Genomic DNA, 14,723 nt, shown 5'->3' with positions numbered 1-14,723 from the left:
GGTGCCGCCTCAGTCCTCGATGACCAGGGCCGGGGTCTCCTTCCTGAGGACCTCGCCGCGGAAGAACGCGGGGCTGCGGCGCTGCATCACCAGCATGATCACGACGCCCAGGAGCAGCAGGCCGACGCCGATCACGAACACCGAGCCGACGCCGAGGACAGACGAGCCGGAGCCGTACGCCGGGTCCCACATGTCGTACAGCGTCTTGGCGAAGACGGCGGTCAGCATCAGCCCGCCGAGGGCCGGCAGGACGCCCTTGAACAGCAGGTCCTTCGCGGAGTTCGCCAGCTCCCTGCGGAAGAACCAGACGCAGGCGAAGGCCGTCAGCGCGTAGTAGAAGCAGATCATCAGGCCGAGCGCGTAGATGGTGTCGACCAGGACGTTCTCGCTGGCCAGCGTCATCACCGCGTAGAAGAGGCCGGTGGCGACACCGGCGACGACGGTCGCCAGGCCCGGCGTCTTGAACCGGGGGTGGACCTTGGTGAAGGACTTCGGCAGGGCCTCGTACGTCGACATGGCGAGGACCGTGCGGGCCACGGGGATGAACGTGGTCTGGAGGCTGGCCGTGGCGGAGGCGAGGACGGCGACGAACAGCGTGACGCCGAGGACGCTGCCCATGACCGGCCCGGCGAGGGCGGCGAAGACGTTGTCCGAGGTGTCGGGGTTGGCCAGGCCGAGGCCGGTGTCCCCGGAGCCGACGACCATCTGCGCGGCGATGCCGGTGGCCAGGTAGGAGCCGATGAGCACGACCATGGTGATCATGGCGGCGCGGCCCGGCGTCTTCGCGCTGCCGGTGGTCTCCTCGTTGGTCGCCATGCAGGCGTCCCAGCCCCAGTAGATGAAGATCGCGAGGGAGAGGCCGGCGGTGAAGGCCGAGAAGGACTGGACGGCGAAGGGGTTCAGCCAGGACCAGGAGAACTCGGCGCCGGTGGGGAAGTCCGCGCTGCCGACCTTGGAGAACGCCATGGCCACGAAGACGGCCAGGACGACGAGCTGGAGCCCGACGAGGGTGTACTGGAGCCCCTTGGTGGCGGTCATGCCCCGGTAGCTGACGGCCGTGGCGATGGCGATCAGGGTGAGGCAGGTGAGGATGTGGACGCCCTTGTTGTCGTCCAGGGCGGCGATGTCCGGGTTGCCGCTGATCTCGCCGGCGAGGAGCCAGAAGTACGAGGTGGCGACGCCCGCCAGGTTGGACAGGACGATGATCGTCGCGATGACCAGGCCCCAGCCGCACATCCAGCCGATGCGGGGGCCGAACGCCTTGACCGTCCAGGTGAAGGAGGTGCCGCAGTCGGGCATGGCCCGGTTCAGCTCGCGGTACGCGAAGGCCACCAGGAGCATCGGCAGGAAGCCGGCCAGGAAGACGGCGGGCATCTGGAGGCCCACCTCGCCGGCGGTGGAGCCGAGCGTGGACGTCAGGCAGTAGACGGGGGCGACGGTGGAGAGGCCGATGACGGCACTGCCCACCAGTCCGACGGAGTTGCCGCCGAGCCCCTTGGACCGTACGTCGCCGGTGCCACCCGCTGGGGTGACGCCCCTTACCGTGTCTCCGGCCTGGGGCCGTGCTTCCACCTGAGTCATGGAAAGGACGTTAGGTGCTGCGGTTTCCATATCCGGAAGAAGGCGCTCCGCGATCTCTGCCTTTCATTGCATGGTGCAAACACCGCTGCGGGCAAGGAATGAAAGTTCGGCGCGGAGCCCGACAGACCGATTGGTAGGTGAAAACCGCACCGTCCGATATGCGGGAACCGCAGCGGTGTCCGATTTGCCGGTTTTCAAATTTTCCCGTGCCGTTTTCGGGGAGGTCACCGGCCGGTCCCCCGGCCCGGTCCCCCGGCTCCGTCCCCCGCCCGGCCCGCCGCCCTTCCGGGCGGGGCGCTCAGCCGAGCAGCGCGTACACCGTGGAGGCCCGGGCCGCCGGCTCCGCCTCCCCCTCGGCGGTGAGCGTGATCTCGGCGAACGCCATCCGCTTGCCGATCTTGGTGAGCCGCGCCTCCACCAGCACGTCCGCGCCCGTCACCGCCCGCAGGAAGCTGGTGGACTGCTGGACGGTGGTCATGGGGACGAACGCCCCGCGCGCCGAGGACACCGCGATGACCGTGGCCGTGTCGGCGGCGGCCATCAGCGCCTGCCCCGACAGCCCGCCGCCCTCCCTGGCCAGCCGGTCGTCCCAGGGCAGCCGCAGCACGGCGTGCGCCTCCCCCGTCTCGACGACGGACAGGCCGAGCTCCAGCACCCAGGGGGCGAAGTTGTCGGCGAGGATCTTGTCGGCTCCGGCGGCGGTGAGAGTCATGCCCGGATGCTGCCGCCCGGGCCCGCCGCCGAAACCCCCGGCGGCCCTCCGCCCTCAGCCCAGCGCGAAGCCCAGCGCCGTCGCGATCACCACCGCCTGCTCCGGGTCGATCCGGGCGCCCGCCACCTCCGCCGTCCGGGGGTCGAGCGACGACAGGTCGCTGCCCCGGAGGTCGGCGCCCCGCAGCCGCGCCCCGCGCAGCTCCGCGCCGGACAGGTCGCAGCGCACCAGCGTCGCGCCCTGCGCGTCGGCCCCGGTCAGCTCCGCCTCCCGCAGGCGTACGCCGTCGAAGGAGGCCCCGCGCAGATCCGCCCCGCCCAGCCCGGCGAAGGACCAGTCCCCGCCGTCGGCCTCCAGCAGCGTGAAGGGCGACCGCTCGAACCGGCTGCCGACCAGCTTGCACTGCGCGAAGCGCGTGTCGAAGAAGACGCACGACCGGAAGACGCAGTTGGTGAACGCCGTCCCGGTGTGACGGGAGGCGTTGAACCGCACGCCCGCGAACACGCACCCGTCGAAGACCGCGCCCTCGCTGGCCACCTCCGTCCAGTCGGTGTCGTAGAAGGCGCACCCCGAGTACGCCGTGCCGGGCCCCAGCTCCCGGCCGTACCAGTCCTCGTCCCGGACGACGGCGTCCTGTTCGCTCACCATGCGGTCCATTGAACCGGCCGCCACTGACAACGGACGCCACCGACGACCGTCGCCGGCCGGCCCGGCCGCCGACGACCCCGTACCCGTACCCGTACCCCGCGCCGACCGCCGCCTGACGTACCGTCAGGAGACCGAGGAGCGGATCGTGTCACGACCTTGTGCAGAGCGTCACCCGCTGCTGACGCGCCCGCCGTCGACAGGGCAGACTGTCGGGGGCGAAACCAGCGGCAGGGCAGGGGGAGCTATGGACCGTGAGGACGGGCCGCGCGTGCCGGAGCAGCGCGCTCCGCAGCCGGGTCCCGCCATGGACGGCGGCGGCCTGCGCTTCGGCGTGCTCGGCCCGGTGCGTGCCTGGCGCGGCGGCGAGGCCCTGCCCTCCGGTTCGCCGCAGCAGCGCGCCCTGCTGGCCGCGCTGCTGCTGCGCGACGGCCGCACCGCCACGGCCGCCGAGCTGATCGACGGCATCTGGGGCGACGAGCCGCCCTCGCAGGCCCTCGCCGCGCTGCGCACGTACGCCTCCCGGCTGCGCAAGGTCCTCCCGCCGAACGTCCTGGTCAGCGAGTCCGGCGGGTACGCGATCCGGGTCCCGGCCGACGCCCTGGACCTCAACCTGGCGCAGGAGCTGGCCGCCGGGGCGGAGAAGGCCCGGGCGGGCGGCGACCGCGACCGGGCGCGGACCCTGCTCGGCGAGTCGCTCGCCCTGTGGGACGGCGAGCCGCTGGCGTCGGTGCCCGGGCCGTACGCCGAGACGCAGCGCGCCCGCCTGGAGGAGTGGCGGCTGACGCTGCTGGAGGCCCGGCTGGACCTGGACCTGGAGTGCGGGCACCACGCGGAGGCGGTGTCCGAGCTGACGGCACTGACCGCCGCGTACCCGCTGCGTGAGCGGCTGCGGGAGCTGCTGATGCTGGCGCTCTACCGGGGCGGGCGGCAGGCGGAGGCGCTCGCGGTGTACGCGGACACGCGCCGGCTCCTCGCCGACGAGCTGGGCGTCGACCCGCGCCCGGAGCTGTCGCGGCTCCAGGAGCGCATCCTGCGGGCCGACACCGAGCTGGCCCGCGCCGCCGAGGCCCCCTCCCCCGCGCCGGCCGTCTCCCGCCCGGCGCAACTGCCCGCCACCGTGCCGGACTTCACCGGCCGGGACGCGTGCGTACGGGAGCTGAGCGACCGGCTGGCGACGGCGGAGGGCTCGGTGATGGCCGTGTCGGCGCTCGCGGGCATCGGCGGGGTCGGCAAGACGACGCTCGCGGTGCACGTCGCCCACACGGCGCGGCCCCGCTTCCCGGACGGGCAGCTCTATGTGGACCTCCAGGGCGCCGGGGCGCGGGCGGCCGAGCCGGAGACGGTGCTGGGCGCCTTCCTCCGGGCGCTCGGCACACCCGACTCGGCCGTCCCCGACACGCTCGACGAGCGGGCGGCGCTCTACCGGTCGACGCTCGCGGGGCGGCGGGTGCTGGTCCTGCTGGACAACGCCCGCGACGCCGCGCAGGTCCGCCCGCTGCTGCCGGGCACCGAGGGGTGCGCCGCCCTGGTGACCAGCCGGGTGCGGATGGTCGACCTGGCCGGGGCGCACCTGGTGGACCTGGACGTGATGTCGCCGGAGGAGGCGCTCCAGCTCTTCACCAAGATCGTGGGCGAGGAGCGGGTGCGGGCGGAGCGGGAGGCGGCGCTGGACGTGGTCGCCGCGTGCGGGTTCCTGCCGCTGGCCATCCGGATCGCGGCCTCGCGGCTGGCGGCGCGGCGCACCTGGACGGTGTCGGTGCTGGCGGCCAAGCTCGCGGACGAACGGCGCCGGCTGGACGAGCTCCAGGCGGGCGACCTGGCGGTGAAGGCCACCTTCGAGCTGGGCTACGGCCAGCTCGAACCGGCGCAGGCCCGCGCGTTCCGCCTGCTGGGCCTCGCTGACGGCCCGGACATCTCGCTGGCGGCGGCCTCGGCGGTGCTGGACCTGCCCCCGCACGACGCGGAGGACCTGCTGGAAGCCCTGGTCGACACCTCCTTGCTGGAGTCCGCCGCCCCCGGCCGCTACCGCTACCACGACCTGGTCCGGCTCTACGCGCGTGCCTGCGCCGACCGGGACGAACAGCCCCCGGCGGAGCGGGAGTCGGCGCTGTCCCGGCTCCTCGACTTCTACCTGTCGACCGCGTCCCGGGTCTTCGCCATGGAGCGCCCCGGCGACCGGCTGGTCGACCACCTGGAGCCCACCGCCTACGAGGGCCTGTCCTTCGCGGACCGCCAGGAGGCGCTGGACTGGCTCTACACGGAGGCGAACTGCCTGCTGGCGTGCGCCCGGCAGGCGGCGGCGGGGCCCCGGCTGCGCCGCGCGGTCGACCTGCTGTGGGCGGCGCAGGACCTGGCCGAGTCGGGCGCGAACTCCAAGCTGTACGAGGCGGCGGCGCTGGCCGCCCGCGAGGCCGCCCGCGCCTCGGGCGACGCCCGCGCCGAGGGACGGGCCCGGACCTCCATGACCAACGTCCACCTGGTCGCGGGGCGTTACGAGGAGGCGGACCGGGAGGCCCGGCAGGCCGCCCGGCTGGCGGAGTCCGCGCAGGACGCGGCCCCCGTCTACTGGGCCGACAACGACCGGGGCATCATCGCCTTCAACCAGGGCCGTTACGCGGACGCCGAGAAGCGGCTGCGCAGCGCCATGGAGGGCTCGCGCGCGGACGGCAACCTGCCGGGCGAGGCGAGCGCCCTGTGCAACCTCTCGCGGACGCAGCTGGCGGTGGGCCGGGTGCCCGAGGCGATCTCGCTGGCCCGGCAGGGTGTCGACCTCTACGTCCGCATCGGGCACCAACTGCGCCTGGCGAACGCCCAGTACGCGCTGGGGGTGGCGCTGACCCAGGCGCGTCACCACGCCGAGGCGCTGGAGCAGCTGGCGCAGGCGCTGCACCGGTTCGAGACCAACCGGCAGCGGCTGTGGGCCGGGACGACGCACTTCCGCATCGCGCAGACGCACCTGTCCGCGCAGCGCGCGGCGCGCGCCGCCCAGCACGCCGAGCAGGCGCTGGCCATCGGCTGCATCGGGGGCGACCGCATCCGGGGCAATGTCCTGATCACCCTGGGCAGGGCGCTGGAGCGGCTCGGCCAGACCGGCCGGGCCCGGGCGTGCTGGCGCGAGGCGCTGGCGCTGCACGAGCAGTCGGGGGCCGCCGAGGCCGAGGAGGCCCGGGAGCTGCTCTCGCCCCTGTCGGCGGCGTGACACCCGGTCAGTGACACGGAGTCGGTGACACGGGGCCGGTGACACAGAGCCGGTGACACGGAGCCGGTGTCACGGGGTCAGTGACACGATACGAGCAGGGCGTTCATCGAATGTTTATGCCCGTCCGGCAGGATCTCTTCCAGTCGGTCCGCCGCCACGGGGGGTACGCGGGCCGGTCAGCCTTCTGCCCGGCGGTCCTCGGGGGAGTCGCCGGACAGAAGGCGCGTACACACCGATCAGCACCTACGGGGGAACAGACATGAGCCAGACCGCGAAGAAGCCCGACGGCATCACCACGATGGGCGACCACCACACCCCGGCCCCGCCGGCCCAGGACGCCATCACCACGATGAAGGACCACCACACCCCGGCGCCGCCCGCCCAGGACGCCATCACCACCATGAAGGACCACCACACCCCGGCGCCGCCGAAGAAGGCCGCCCTGGGGGACCACCACACGCCCGCTCCGCCGGCGGGCTGACGGGAGCCTTCCCGTACGGGGCGGTCGCGGCGGCGCGGAGGGGGAGCCGCCGTCGCCGCGACACCGCCCATGAGGGTGCCGGACCGTGCCGCGTCCGGCACCCTTCCCGTATGTCCCGGGCGGCCGGGGCGGCTATTTCTCCACCGGGTGCGGTGGCCCCGTGGGCGGATGCCACTCGACGGTGCCGGTGTCGCCGGTGGGGTCGAGGGCGTCCGTGCCGTCCTCCCGCCCGCGCGGCCGGAGCGCGAACCGCTGCGAGCTGTTGCTCCGCAGGACCCGGATCAGCAGCAGGCGGCGGTGCAGCTCCCGCGCGTCGAGCCGGGACATCCCGGTCCGCGCGGACGAGGCGAGCAGCGAGGTCATCGAGCACGTCGACGCACACAGCAGGATCAGCCAGGTGATGCCGTTCATGGGTCGGCCCTTCCGGTCGGCGGGGGAGCGGGCTCTCAGCCGCGGCGGAGGGGAGGACGTGTCCCCGCCGCGAGTGCCGCTGTCATAACCCGGCTAACGGAAGGGCGAAGGGCCCGGATCTCTGCCGTTCGGGTGGCTGCGGGCTCCACCCCCGGCGTCTTCTCGCCATTCATGGGCTGTTCAATCACTCCCCGGGCGAGGCGCCTCCCGGCGGGGCGCTCCCTGGGCGAGGCGCTCCCCGGCAGGGCGCTCCCCGTGGCGGGGCGCTCTCCGGGCGGGGCGCTGACGGCTCTCCGGCGGGGGCGCCGCTCAGAGGGCGGTCTTGGAGGCGCGGGAGACCACGCACTCCGTGTACTCGCTGCCGTCGCCACCGCCGGTGTACGCGGCGGTCGCCTCGCCCTGCTCGGAGGCGCCGGCCGGGACGGTCATCCCGGTCACGTCGGCGTACTTCGAGATCGCCCCGGAGCCCCGGAACTTCACGGTGACGCTGTAGGTGTAGTCGACCGTGCCGCTGTTGGTGACGGTGATCCGGGCGGCGAGGTTCTTGCCCGCGCCGTCCATCCGGCACGCGTCGATCCGGACGTCACGGACGGCCTTGCCGCCGGAGCCGGAGCCGGCGGGCACGGACACCCCGCCGGAGCCGCTGCCGGAGTCGTCGTCGTGGCCGCTGGTGCCGCTGGTGGAACCGGTGGTGGAGCCGCCGGTGGAGACGTCTCCCGAGGTACCGGAGCCGGAGTCGGAGCTGTGGCTGCTGCCGCCGGAGCTGCTGCACCCGCCGCCGGAGCCCCGGGCGCCGGTGAGCGCGACCATGGCGACGCCGAACACGGCGATGGCGCGGACATGGCGAAGTTTCACGTTCAACCCCCGTTGAAAGTGTGCGTGCGAGAACCCGATCTTGACGGGCACACGTCACCCTAGCAGCGCGGGAAGGCCCTCCGTCCCGCCGTGTGGCGGGGCCCCTCGGGGCGGCGTAGCGTCGTGATCGAGAGCCGGAGAACGAGGGAGGCCGAGGATGATCCGCAACGTCGTCGGCGCGTTCCTCGCTCTCGTCGGAGCGGCGGCCGCCGTCTGGAGCCCCTTCCGTGCCTGGTACGACGGCCGTCACGGGCGGGACGTCCGCGTGGCCGACCTGTTCGAGGGCATCAGCGCCGCACGGGCGGACCTGTGGACGTCCCTGCTGCTGCCCTTCGTCTTCGCCGCGCTGGTGACGCTGGTCGGACTGGTGCTGCGCTCCCGTCTGCTGGTCGCCCTCGCGGGGGTGGTCGTACTGGGCTTCACCGTCCTGTGGATGGTGCGCCAGGGCCAGGCCGCCGGCGGGCTGAGCGTCGACTCGGACGGCTCGGGACTCGGTCTGGGCGTCGCCATGGCGGCGGGCGGCGGGGTGCTCCTGCTGCTGGCCGCCGCCGTGATGAGCGGGCGCCCCCGCCACGGCGTCCACCGGCGCCCGCACGAGGACGGCGCCTACGGCGAGCCCTACGACCGGCACCCCTACGCGGACGAGCCGCAGCCGGGGCCCGCCCACCCCGACCCCTACGGGCAGCGCCCCTACGCGGACGACGCGCCCACGGCCGAGTACCCGCCGGTCCAGGACCCCTACGGCCGCCCCGGCGACGAGGGCGGGGGCCACGGGTACGGCCCCGAGGCCCCCGGCCGCGGCCCGGACCCGGGACCCGGACCGGACGACCCCGGCGGCCCCACCGGCCCGCACCGCGGACGGTTCTAGCCCCGCGGACGGTTCCGGCCGCGGACGGTCCCCGCGGACAGCTCGCCGGCGTCGCTAGCCGCGTCCTCCGCCCCGGCCCGTGGCCGTGCCCTTCACCGCGTCCAGCGCGTACACGCAGCGGTCCTTGCTGCACGCGTAGACCACGCCCGCCCGGGCGACCAGCGAGCCGGTGATCTCGCCGCCCGTGGTGAGCTTCCAGCGCAGCTGGCCGCCGCTCGCGTCCAGGGTGTAGAGGACGTGGTCGGCGGAGCCGAAGTGGAGGCGGCCGTCCGCGACGACCGGGGCGCCGATGACCGGCCCGCCGGCCGGGAAGCGCCACTTCGGGGTGCCGGTCACCGCGTCCAGCGTGTACAGCGCGCTGCCGCTGCCCACATGGACGTTGCCGTCCGCGACGAGCACCGGCTCGGTCGACTGGCGCGACTCGGTGGCGATGCGCCAGCGGTCCTTGCCGGTCGTGGCGTCGAGCGCGTACACCGTGCCGAGGTGGTCGGCGAGGTACACCCCGCCGCCGGTGACCGCGGGCCCCGGGGCGAAGGCGGGCGGCGAGAGGAAGACCGCCGGGGCCTCGAAGTGCCAGCGGACGTGGCCGGACCGGATGTCGGCGGACAGCACCCGCGTCCCGGCCGACACATAGACGTGGCCGTCCTCGGCGGGCGTGACGCGCGGCGGGACGCCCCCGCAGGAGGCGGCGTCGCCGATCGGGTACGACCAGCGCTCGGTGCCCGTCCGGGCGTCCAGCGCCCGCAGCCGGGCGTCCTGCCACACGTACACGGTGTCGCCGTGGACCACCGGGCCGCCCTCGGGCGTCTCGAAGTCCGTCTGGGCGCCGGACAGCTCCCACAACCGGGCCCCGTTGGCCGCCTCCCACGCCTGTACGCCGCCGCCGCGCGTGCCGGTGACGACGGTGCCCCGGTCCACGGTGAGGCAGTACACCCAGGCGTCGGTGCGCGTCCGCCACCGCTCGCCGCCGTCGAGGGCGTCGAGCGCGTAGAGCGACGGGCCGTCGGAGGCGTGGATGCGCCCGTCGGCCACCGCCATGGACCAGGCCACGTCCCGGGTCTTGAACTGGCGCCGGCCGGTGCCGACGTCCAGGGCGTGCACCTCGAAGGAGGTCACGTACAGCAGGTCGCCCGCGACGACCGGGGTGCCCCACACGTCGTTGGACATCCGGAACCGCCAGGGCCGCCAGTGCCCGGGGCCCGCGCCCTCCTGGGCGGCGGCCGGTCCGGGGACGGGCGGGTTCGCCGGGGGCGCCGGCCGGGGCGGGTGCGCGGGGGCGGGGTCGGCGCCGTGCGGGCCGCCGGCCGGGCGGCGGATCCAGCCGGTGGCCGGCCCGGCGTCCACCGCGAACGCGGCGCGGGTGTCGGCCACCCGGGGCCCGGGGCCGATCGGCACGGCGGCGCCGGCCAGCCGCACCGGGGCGGCGGGCGCCGGGGCCTGCCCGGTACGCGGGTCGGGGGCGCCGTCCCGGTGCCGCGCGCCACCGGGGCCGGGCACCTGCGCGGACCGGCCGGGCGCCTGCGCGGGCGGGGGGCCCGGGGGCGGGGCGGGCGGGACCGGCGGGGGCGGGGGCGCGCTGGGGCGCCCGCCCCGGCGGGTCTCGATCATGGCCGTGGCGCGGGAGGGCAGCCATGCCGACGCCGTACCGCTGTCGTCGCTGCCGGAGAAGAGGTGCGGGGCCAGCTGCGCCTGGAGGTCGGCGGGCGAGGGGCGCAGACCCGCCTCCGTCTGCATGCACGACTCGATCAGGGGCCGCAGCTCGTCCGGGAGGCCCTCCAGGTCGGGGCCCTCGCGCAGCAGCATGAAGACGGTCTCCACCGGGTTCGCGCCGTGGTACGGGGCGTGGCCGGTGGCGGCGAACACCAGGGTGGAGCCCAGCGAGAACACGTCGCTGGCACCGGTGACGCTGCGCGAGTCCTTCGCCTGCTCGGGGGACATGTACGCGGGGGTGCCCACGGCGACGTTGGTCATGGTCAGCCGGGTGTTGGAGACGCCGGACGCGATGCCGAAGTCGATGACGCGCGGCCCGTCCTCCACGACCAGCACGTTGGAGGGCTTCAGGTCGCGGTGGACGAGACCGGCGCCGTGGATGGACTGAAGGGCCTCGGCGATCCCGGCGGCCAGCCAGCGCACGGCCTGGGCCGGGAGCGGCCCGCACTCGTTCACTATCTCCTCGAGCGAGGGCGCCGGGACGTAGGCGGTGGCCAGCCACGGCACCGCCGCGCGCGGGTCGGCGTCCACGACGGCGGCCGTGTAGAAGCCGGACACCGCGCGGGCTGCCTCCACCTCGCGCGTGAAGCGGACGCGGAACAGCTGGTCCTCGGCGAGCTCGGTCCGTACCGTCTTGATCGCCACGCGCCGCCCCGACGCGGATCGCGCGAGATAGACCAGGCCCATGCCGCCGGCACCGAGCCGGCCCAGCACCTCGAACGGGCCGATCCGTCTCGGGTCGTGCTGCGTCAGCTGCTCCACTTGCCTGCCCACCTCCCCGTCAGGTCCATGAGATTACGGCCCCATGGCCCTCTGATTCTTCCTGTCCGGGGCGGTGGTGGCGAACCCGGGGGCGGATCGGGGTGTCTCACCCCGATCCGGACACCCCCGGGCCGCTCGTCAGGCCGCCTTCGGCTCCGCCAGCACGGCGAAGACGGCGCCCTGGTTGTCGGCGATCAGGGCGATCCTGCCGTACGGGGTGTCGAAGGGCTCCTCGGTGACCCGGCCGCCCAGGCCGGTGGCGAGGGCGGCGGTGTCGTCGCAGTCCTCGACCGCGAAGTAGGTGAGGAAGTGGGCGGGCATCTCGGCGGGGAAGGCGTCCGTTATGACGCTGCGTCCGCCGACGGCCGTCTCGTCGCTGGGCTGGGTGCCGGGCGGCGACCAGACGCGGAAGTCGATGGAGGCGTCGTCGAGGTCGCGCACCTGGAAGCCGAAGACGGTCTCGTAGAAGGCGTCCACGGCGTCCTTCTCCCGGGTGTAGACCTCGGTCCAGCAGAAGGAGCCGGGCTCCCCCTGCTTCTCGAAGCCGGTGTGGTCGCCGGGCTCCCAGAGCCCGAAGACGGCGCCGCCCGGGTCGACCGCCTGGGCCATCGTGCCGGAGGAGCCGATCGGGGTGGGGTTCATGACGATCCGGCCGCCCGCCTCCTGGATGCGGCGGGTGGTGGCGGCGGCGTCCGGGGTGGCGAAGTACACGCCCCAGACGGTGGGCATCCGCCCGTCCCGTTTGGGCGCGAGCCCGGCGACGCGCTTTCCCTGGTGGAAGGCGTTGGTGTAGTTCCCGTACTCCTCGCCGCTCTCGTCGAAGGTCCAGCCGAAGAGCTCGCCGTAGAAACGCTTGCCGGCCTCGAGGTCGGGGAGCATCGCATCCGCCCAGCAGGGCGTGCCCTCTGTGAATGCGGCCATGGGCCTGTCCCTTTCCGTCCACGGGCGGGGAGTGTGCTGCCCGTCACGATCACGCTAATGGCGCGGGCCGTCCGGCGCAGGGAAAGAATTCGAACAATTGCCCGTAAATGGGGAGGGAAGCCCGGTGCGCGCCCGGTGATCCATGGGTTGTCCACCGATGTTTTCCACAGGCTGTTCATAAGCCTATCGGGTCGGCGCCGCCCCCTCCGGCGGTGCGAAAGTGGCCGAAAGGTGTCGTACGCGGGCGGGCGCGGGAACCCGGACGACCAGCGGTCCGGGGCGGTACTAAGGGGGGTCACCCCATTTGCAGTCGGCCGAATCGCGCCCCGATCACCCGTCGGTAAGCTGACGGCATGACAGGACAAGTACGCACCGTCGACGGCCGCGTGGCCGGTCGGCGCGGACAGGCGACGCGGCAGAAGCTGCTCGACTGCCTCAGCGAGATGCTCAGCTCCTCGCCGTACCGGGACGTCAAAGTGATCGACGTGGCCCGGAAGGCGGGTACTTCCCCGGCGACGTTCTACCAGTACTTCCCCGATGTCGAGGGCGCGGTTCTGGAGATCGCGGAGGAAATGGCCAAGGAGGGCGCCGGGTTGACGGAACTCGTCTCCGGCCGCACCTGGGTGGGCAAGGCGGCCTGGCAGGCCTCGGAGGAACTGGTCGAGGGATTCCTCGACTTCTGGCGCAAGAACGACGCCATTCTCCGGGTGATCGACCTGGGGGCCGCCGAGGGCGACAAACGCTTCTACAAGATCCGTATGAAGATCCTGAACTCGGTGACCAACTCCCTCACGGACGCCGTGAAGGAACTCCAGTCCCGGAACAAGGTCGACAAGGACGTCAATCCGGCGGCGATGGCGGGCTCCCTGGTCGCCATGCTGGCGGCGGTCGCCTCGCACCAGAAGGGCTTCCAGACCTGGGGCGTCAAGGCGGGCGAACTCCGGCCCAACCTGGCCCTGTTGGTCCACCTCGGCATCACGGGCAGGAAGCCGGCGAAGTAGCTCCCACCCGCACCCGATCCGCCCCGTACGTCCTGTCACGCCGGCGGCGGCCCCTCCCGGCGGCCGCCGCCGGCGTTCCGTTTGCCCGGCCCCTCCGCCCCGGTGTCCGCGCCCGGCGTCCGCCCCCGGTGTCCGCGCCCCGCTCCCTCCCCCCGGGCCGGATGATGGGCCCATGACGTCCACGAACCGCTTCGACGAGACCCTGCGGGCGCTGCGCGTGTGGGACACCGCGCTGCCCTCCTTCGACCCGGACACCGCGCCCGCCGACCCCCTGACGCTGTTCCACGAGTGGTTCCTGGCGGTGGCGGCGGCCGGGCAGGCCGAGCCGCACACCATGACCCTGGCGACGGTCGACGCCGACGGGCGGCCCGATGTGCGGACGGTGATGCTGCACGGCGCCGACGAGCGCGGCTGGCACTTCGCCTCGCACGCCACCAGCGCCAAGGGCCGCCAGCTCGCCGCCGTACCGGACGCTGCGCTCCACTTCTACTGGCCGGTCCAGGGCCGCCAGGTGCGGCTGCGGGGCCGGGTGTCGTCCGGCACGCCCGAGGAGGCGTACGCCGATCTGCACGCCCGCTCGACGGGCGCCCTGGCCGCCGCGCTGGTGGGCCGGCAGAGCGAGGTCCTCGGCTCGGTGGGCGAGCTGGCGGCGGCGAGCGAGGCGGCGTGGACGCGGGCGGGCGCGGAGCCGGACGCGGACGCGGAGACCTGGACGGCGTACGCCCTCGACGCCGACGAGGCGGAGTTCTTCCAGGGCGACGCGCGGCGGCGGCACGTGCGGCTGCGCTACCGGCGGGCGGCGGAGCCGGGGCGGGGCTGGGAACGGGAGCTGCTCTGGCCGTAGATTCGGCGGTCCACACGTCTGTACGGACACGAACGAGGGGGCCTCTCCATGAACGTCACGCTGGCCGAGGAGATCACGCTGCTGTCGCTGGACGACGAGTCCGGGGCGGCGAAGGACCGTGCGTCGGCCGGCTGGGCGGTGGCGGGCGGCATCCTGCTGGAGCTGGCGGTGGCCGGGCGGGTGAGCGTGACCGACGGGCGGCTGGCCGTGGCCGGCACGGAGCCCACCGGCGACCCGCTGCTGGACGGCCGGCTCGCGGCGCTGGAGGAGTGGACCCGGCGCAAGAGCCCCCGGAAGGTCACCGACTGGCTCACCAAGGACCAGTCGAAGGCGGTCGGCGCGACGGTGGAGCGCCTCTGCGAGCGGGGCCTGGTCGCCGAGGAGCGCGGCCGGGTCCTGGGGCTCTTCCCGGTCCGCCGCTACCCGGAGGCGGACGGTTCGGTGGAGCGCGAGCTGCGGGACCGGCTGGCGTCCGTGGTGCTGAAGGGTACGGAGCCGGATGCCCGCACCGGCGGGCTGGTCGCTCTGCTGCACGCGGCCAAGCTGCACCGGCTCGCCTTCCCGGACGTACCCCGCAAGCAGGTGGAGCCGCGCATGGCGGAGATCGCCGAGGGCCAGTGGGCGGGCCAGGGGGTGCGCGACGCCATCCGGAACATGCAGGCCGCGATGGTGGCGGTCACGGTGGTGACGACCACCACGGTGATTCTCTGAGCGCCCCGGTGGGATAGAT

At 74.1% G+C, this 14,723-nt stretch carries 13 protein-coding genes; 6 read left to right on the top strand and 7 right to left on the bottom strand.

Features of this window, described 5'->3' with window-relative positions:
* Nucleotides 1–9: 9 nt before the first annotated feature.
* The 3 genes from ACF08D_RS24535 to ACF08D_RS24525 all read right to left on the bottom strand — a co-directional run bounded on the left by ACF08D_RS24535 (nt 10) and on the right by ACF08D_RS24525 (nt 2,941).
* Nucleotides 10–1,581: an APC family permease gene (locus ACF08D_RS24535; RefSeq protein ID WP_392225218.1), complete on the bottom strand. Its 1,572-nt coding sequence runs from the start codon at nt 1,579–1,581 to the stop codon at nt 10–12.
* Nucleotides 1,582–1,879: 298 nt separating this feature from the next.
* On the bottom strand, nt 1,880–2,293 hold the full coding sequence (locus ACF08D_RS24530; RefSeq protein ID WP_392225216.1) for a PaaI family thioesterase: 414 nt from the start codon (nt 2,291–2,293) through the stop codon (nt 1,880–1,882).
* Nucleotides 2,294–2,347: 54 nt separating this feature from the next.
* Nucleotides 2,348–2,941: a pentapeptide repeat-containing protein gene (locus ACF08D_RS24525; protein WP_392225214.1), complete on the bottom strand. Its 594-nt coding sequence runs from the start codon at nt 2,939–2,941 to the stop codon at nt 2,348–2,350.
* 244 nt (nt 2,942–3,185) lie between these two features.
* On the opposite strand from ACF08D_RS24525, the gene ACF08D_RS24520 reads away from it, so the two are divergent.
* Nucleotides 3,186–6,140, top strand: a complete 2,955-nt coding sequence (locus tag ACF08D_RS24520; RefSeq protein ID WP_392225212.1) for a BTAD domain-containing putative transcriptional regulator — start codon at nt 3,186–3,188, stop codon at nt 6,138–6,140.
* 259 nt (nt 6,141–6,399) lie between these two features.
* Nucleotides 6,400–6,621 (top strand): sigma-like protein, encoded by a 222-nt coding sequence (locus ACF08D_RS24515; protein WP_392225210.1) that lies wholly within the window; start codon nt 6,400–6,402, stop codon nt 6,619–6,621.
* A 132-nt stretch (nt 6,622–6,753) separates the two neighbouring features.
* Here ACF08D_RS24515 and ACF08D_RS24510 read toward each other — a convergent pair whose 3' ends face one another.
* Complete coding sequence (locus ACF08D_RS24510) at nt 6,754–7,032, bottom strand: hypothetical protein (RefSeq protein ID WP_392225208.1); 279 nt, start codon at nt 7,030–7,032, stop codon at nt 6,754–6,756.
* Between the two features lie 309 nt (nt 7,033–7,341).
* On the bottom strand, nt 7,342–7,887 hold the full coding sequence (locus ACF08D_RS24505) for a hypothetical protein (RefSeq protein ID WP_392225206.1): 546 nt from the start codon (nt 7,885–7,887) through the stop codon (nt 7,342–7,344).
* 157 nt (nt 7,888–8,044) lie between these two features.
* Between ACF08D_RS24505 and ACF08D_RS24500 the strand changes: the two genes are divergently transcribed.
* A complete protein-coding gene (locus ACF08D_RS24500) occupies nt 8,045–8,755 on the top strand; it encodes a hypothetical protein (RefSeq protein WP_392225205.1) in 711 nt (236 codons plus the stop codon).
* A 54-nt stretch (nt 8,756–8,809) separates the two neighbouring features.
* Here ACF08D_RS24500 and ACF08D_RS24495 read toward each other — a convergent pair whose 3' ends face one another.
* The gene (locus ACF08D_RS24495) at nt 8,810–11,227 is read right to left on the bottom strand and encodes a PQQ-binding-like beta-propeller repeat protein (RefSeq protein ID WP_392225203.1); all 2,418 of its coding nucleotides are present in this window, start codon (nt 11,225–11,227) and stop codon (nt 8,810–8,812) included.
* Between the two features lie 138 nt (nt 11,228–11,365).
* Entirely contained in the window at nt 11,366–12,148 is a 783-nt protein-coding gene (locus tag ACF08D_RS24490; protein ID WP_392225201.1) for a VOC family protein, read from the bottom strand.
* 353 nt (nt 12,149–12,501) lie between these two features.
* Here ACF08D_RS24490 and ACF08D_RS24485 point away from each other — a divergent pair, with 353 nt between their 5' ends.
* The 3 genes from ACF08D_RS24485 to ACF08D_RS24475 all read left to right on the top strand — a co-directional run bounded on the left by ACF08D_RS24485 (nt 12,502) and on the right by ACF08D_RS24475 (nt 14,704).
* The gene (locus ACF08D_RS24485) at nt 12,502–13,149 is read left to right on the top strand and encodes a TetR family transcriptional regulator (protein WP_392225199.1); all 648 of its coding nucleotides are present in this window, start codon (nt 12,502–12,504) and stop codon (nt 13,147–13,149) included.
* 172 nt (nt 13,150–13,321) lie between these two features.
* Nucleotides 13,322–13,993 carry a pyridoxal 5'-phosphate synthase gene (locus tag ACF08D_RS24480; protein WP_392225198.1) on the top strand — a complete coding sequence of 224 codons (672 nt, stop codon included), beginning with the start codon at nt 13,322–13,324 and terminating at the stop codon, nt 13,991–13,993.
* A 48-nt stretch (nt 13,994–14,041) separates the two neighbouring features.
* Entirely contained in the window at nt 14,042–14,704 is a 663-nt protein-coding gene (locus tag ACF08D_RS24475) for a GPP34 family phosphoprotein (protein ID WP_392225196.1), read from the top strand.
* Nucleotides 14,705–14,723 lie beyond the last annotated feature (19 nt).

Source organism: Streptomyces sp. NPDC015131, assembly GCF_043079975.1.
Lineage (GTDB): Bacteria > Actinomycetota > Actinomycetes > Streptomycetales > Streptomycetaceae > Streptomyces.
The sequence above is the reverse complement of the archived record's forward strand: the minus strand, read 5'-3'. Positions and strand labels throughout refer to the sequence as shown.

Excerpts from the sequence above, each read along its gene's own strand:
- ACF08D_RS24535 (WP_392225218.1), bottom strand. The coding sequence starts at position 1,581 with ATGACTCAGGTGGAAGCACGGCCCCAGGCCGGAGACACGGTAAGGGGC.
- ACF08D_RS24530 (WP_392225216.1), bottom strand. The coding sequence starts at position 2,293 with ATGACTCTCACCGCCGCCGGAGCCGACAAGATCCTCGCCGACAACTTC.
- ACF08D_RS24525 (WP_392225214.1), bottom strand. The coding sequence starts at position 2,941 with ATGGTGAGCGAACAGGACGCCGTCGTCCGGGACGAGGACTGGTACGGC.
- ACF08D_RS24520 (WP_392225212.1), top strand. The coding sequence starts at position 3,186 with ATGGACCGTGAGGACGGGCCGCGCGTGCCGGAGCAGCGCGCTCCGCAG.
- ACF08D_RS24515 (WP_392225210.1), top strand. The coding sequence starts at position 6,400 with ATGAGCCAGACCGCGAAGAAGCCCGACGGCATCACCACGATGGGCGAC.
- ACF08D_RS24510 (WP_392225208.1), bottom strand. The coding sequence starts at position 7,032 with ATGAACGGCATCACCTGGCTGATCCTGCTGTGTGCGTCGACGTGCTCG.
- ACF08D_RS24500 (WP_392225205.1), top strand. The coding sequence starts at position 8,045 with ATGATCCGCAACGTCGTCGGCGCGTTCCTCGCTCTCGTCGGAGCGGCG.
- ACF08D_RS24490 (WP_392225201.1), bottom strand. The coding sequence starts at position 12,148 with ATGGCCGCATTCACAGAGGGCACGCCCTGCTGGGCGGATGCGATGCTC.
- ACF08D_RS24485 (WP_392225199.1), top strand. The coding sequence starts at position 12,502 with ATGACAGGACAAGTACGCACCGTCGACGGCCGCGTGGCCGGTCGGCGC.
- ACF08D_RS24480 (WP_392225198.1), top strand. The coding sequence starts at position 13,322 with ATGACGTCCACGAACCGCTTCGACGAGACCCTGCGGGCGCTGCGCGTG.
- ACF08D_RS24475 (WP_392225196.1), top strand. The coding sequence starts at position 14,042 with ATGAACGTCACGCTGGCCGAGGAGATCACGCTGCTGTCGCTGGACGAC.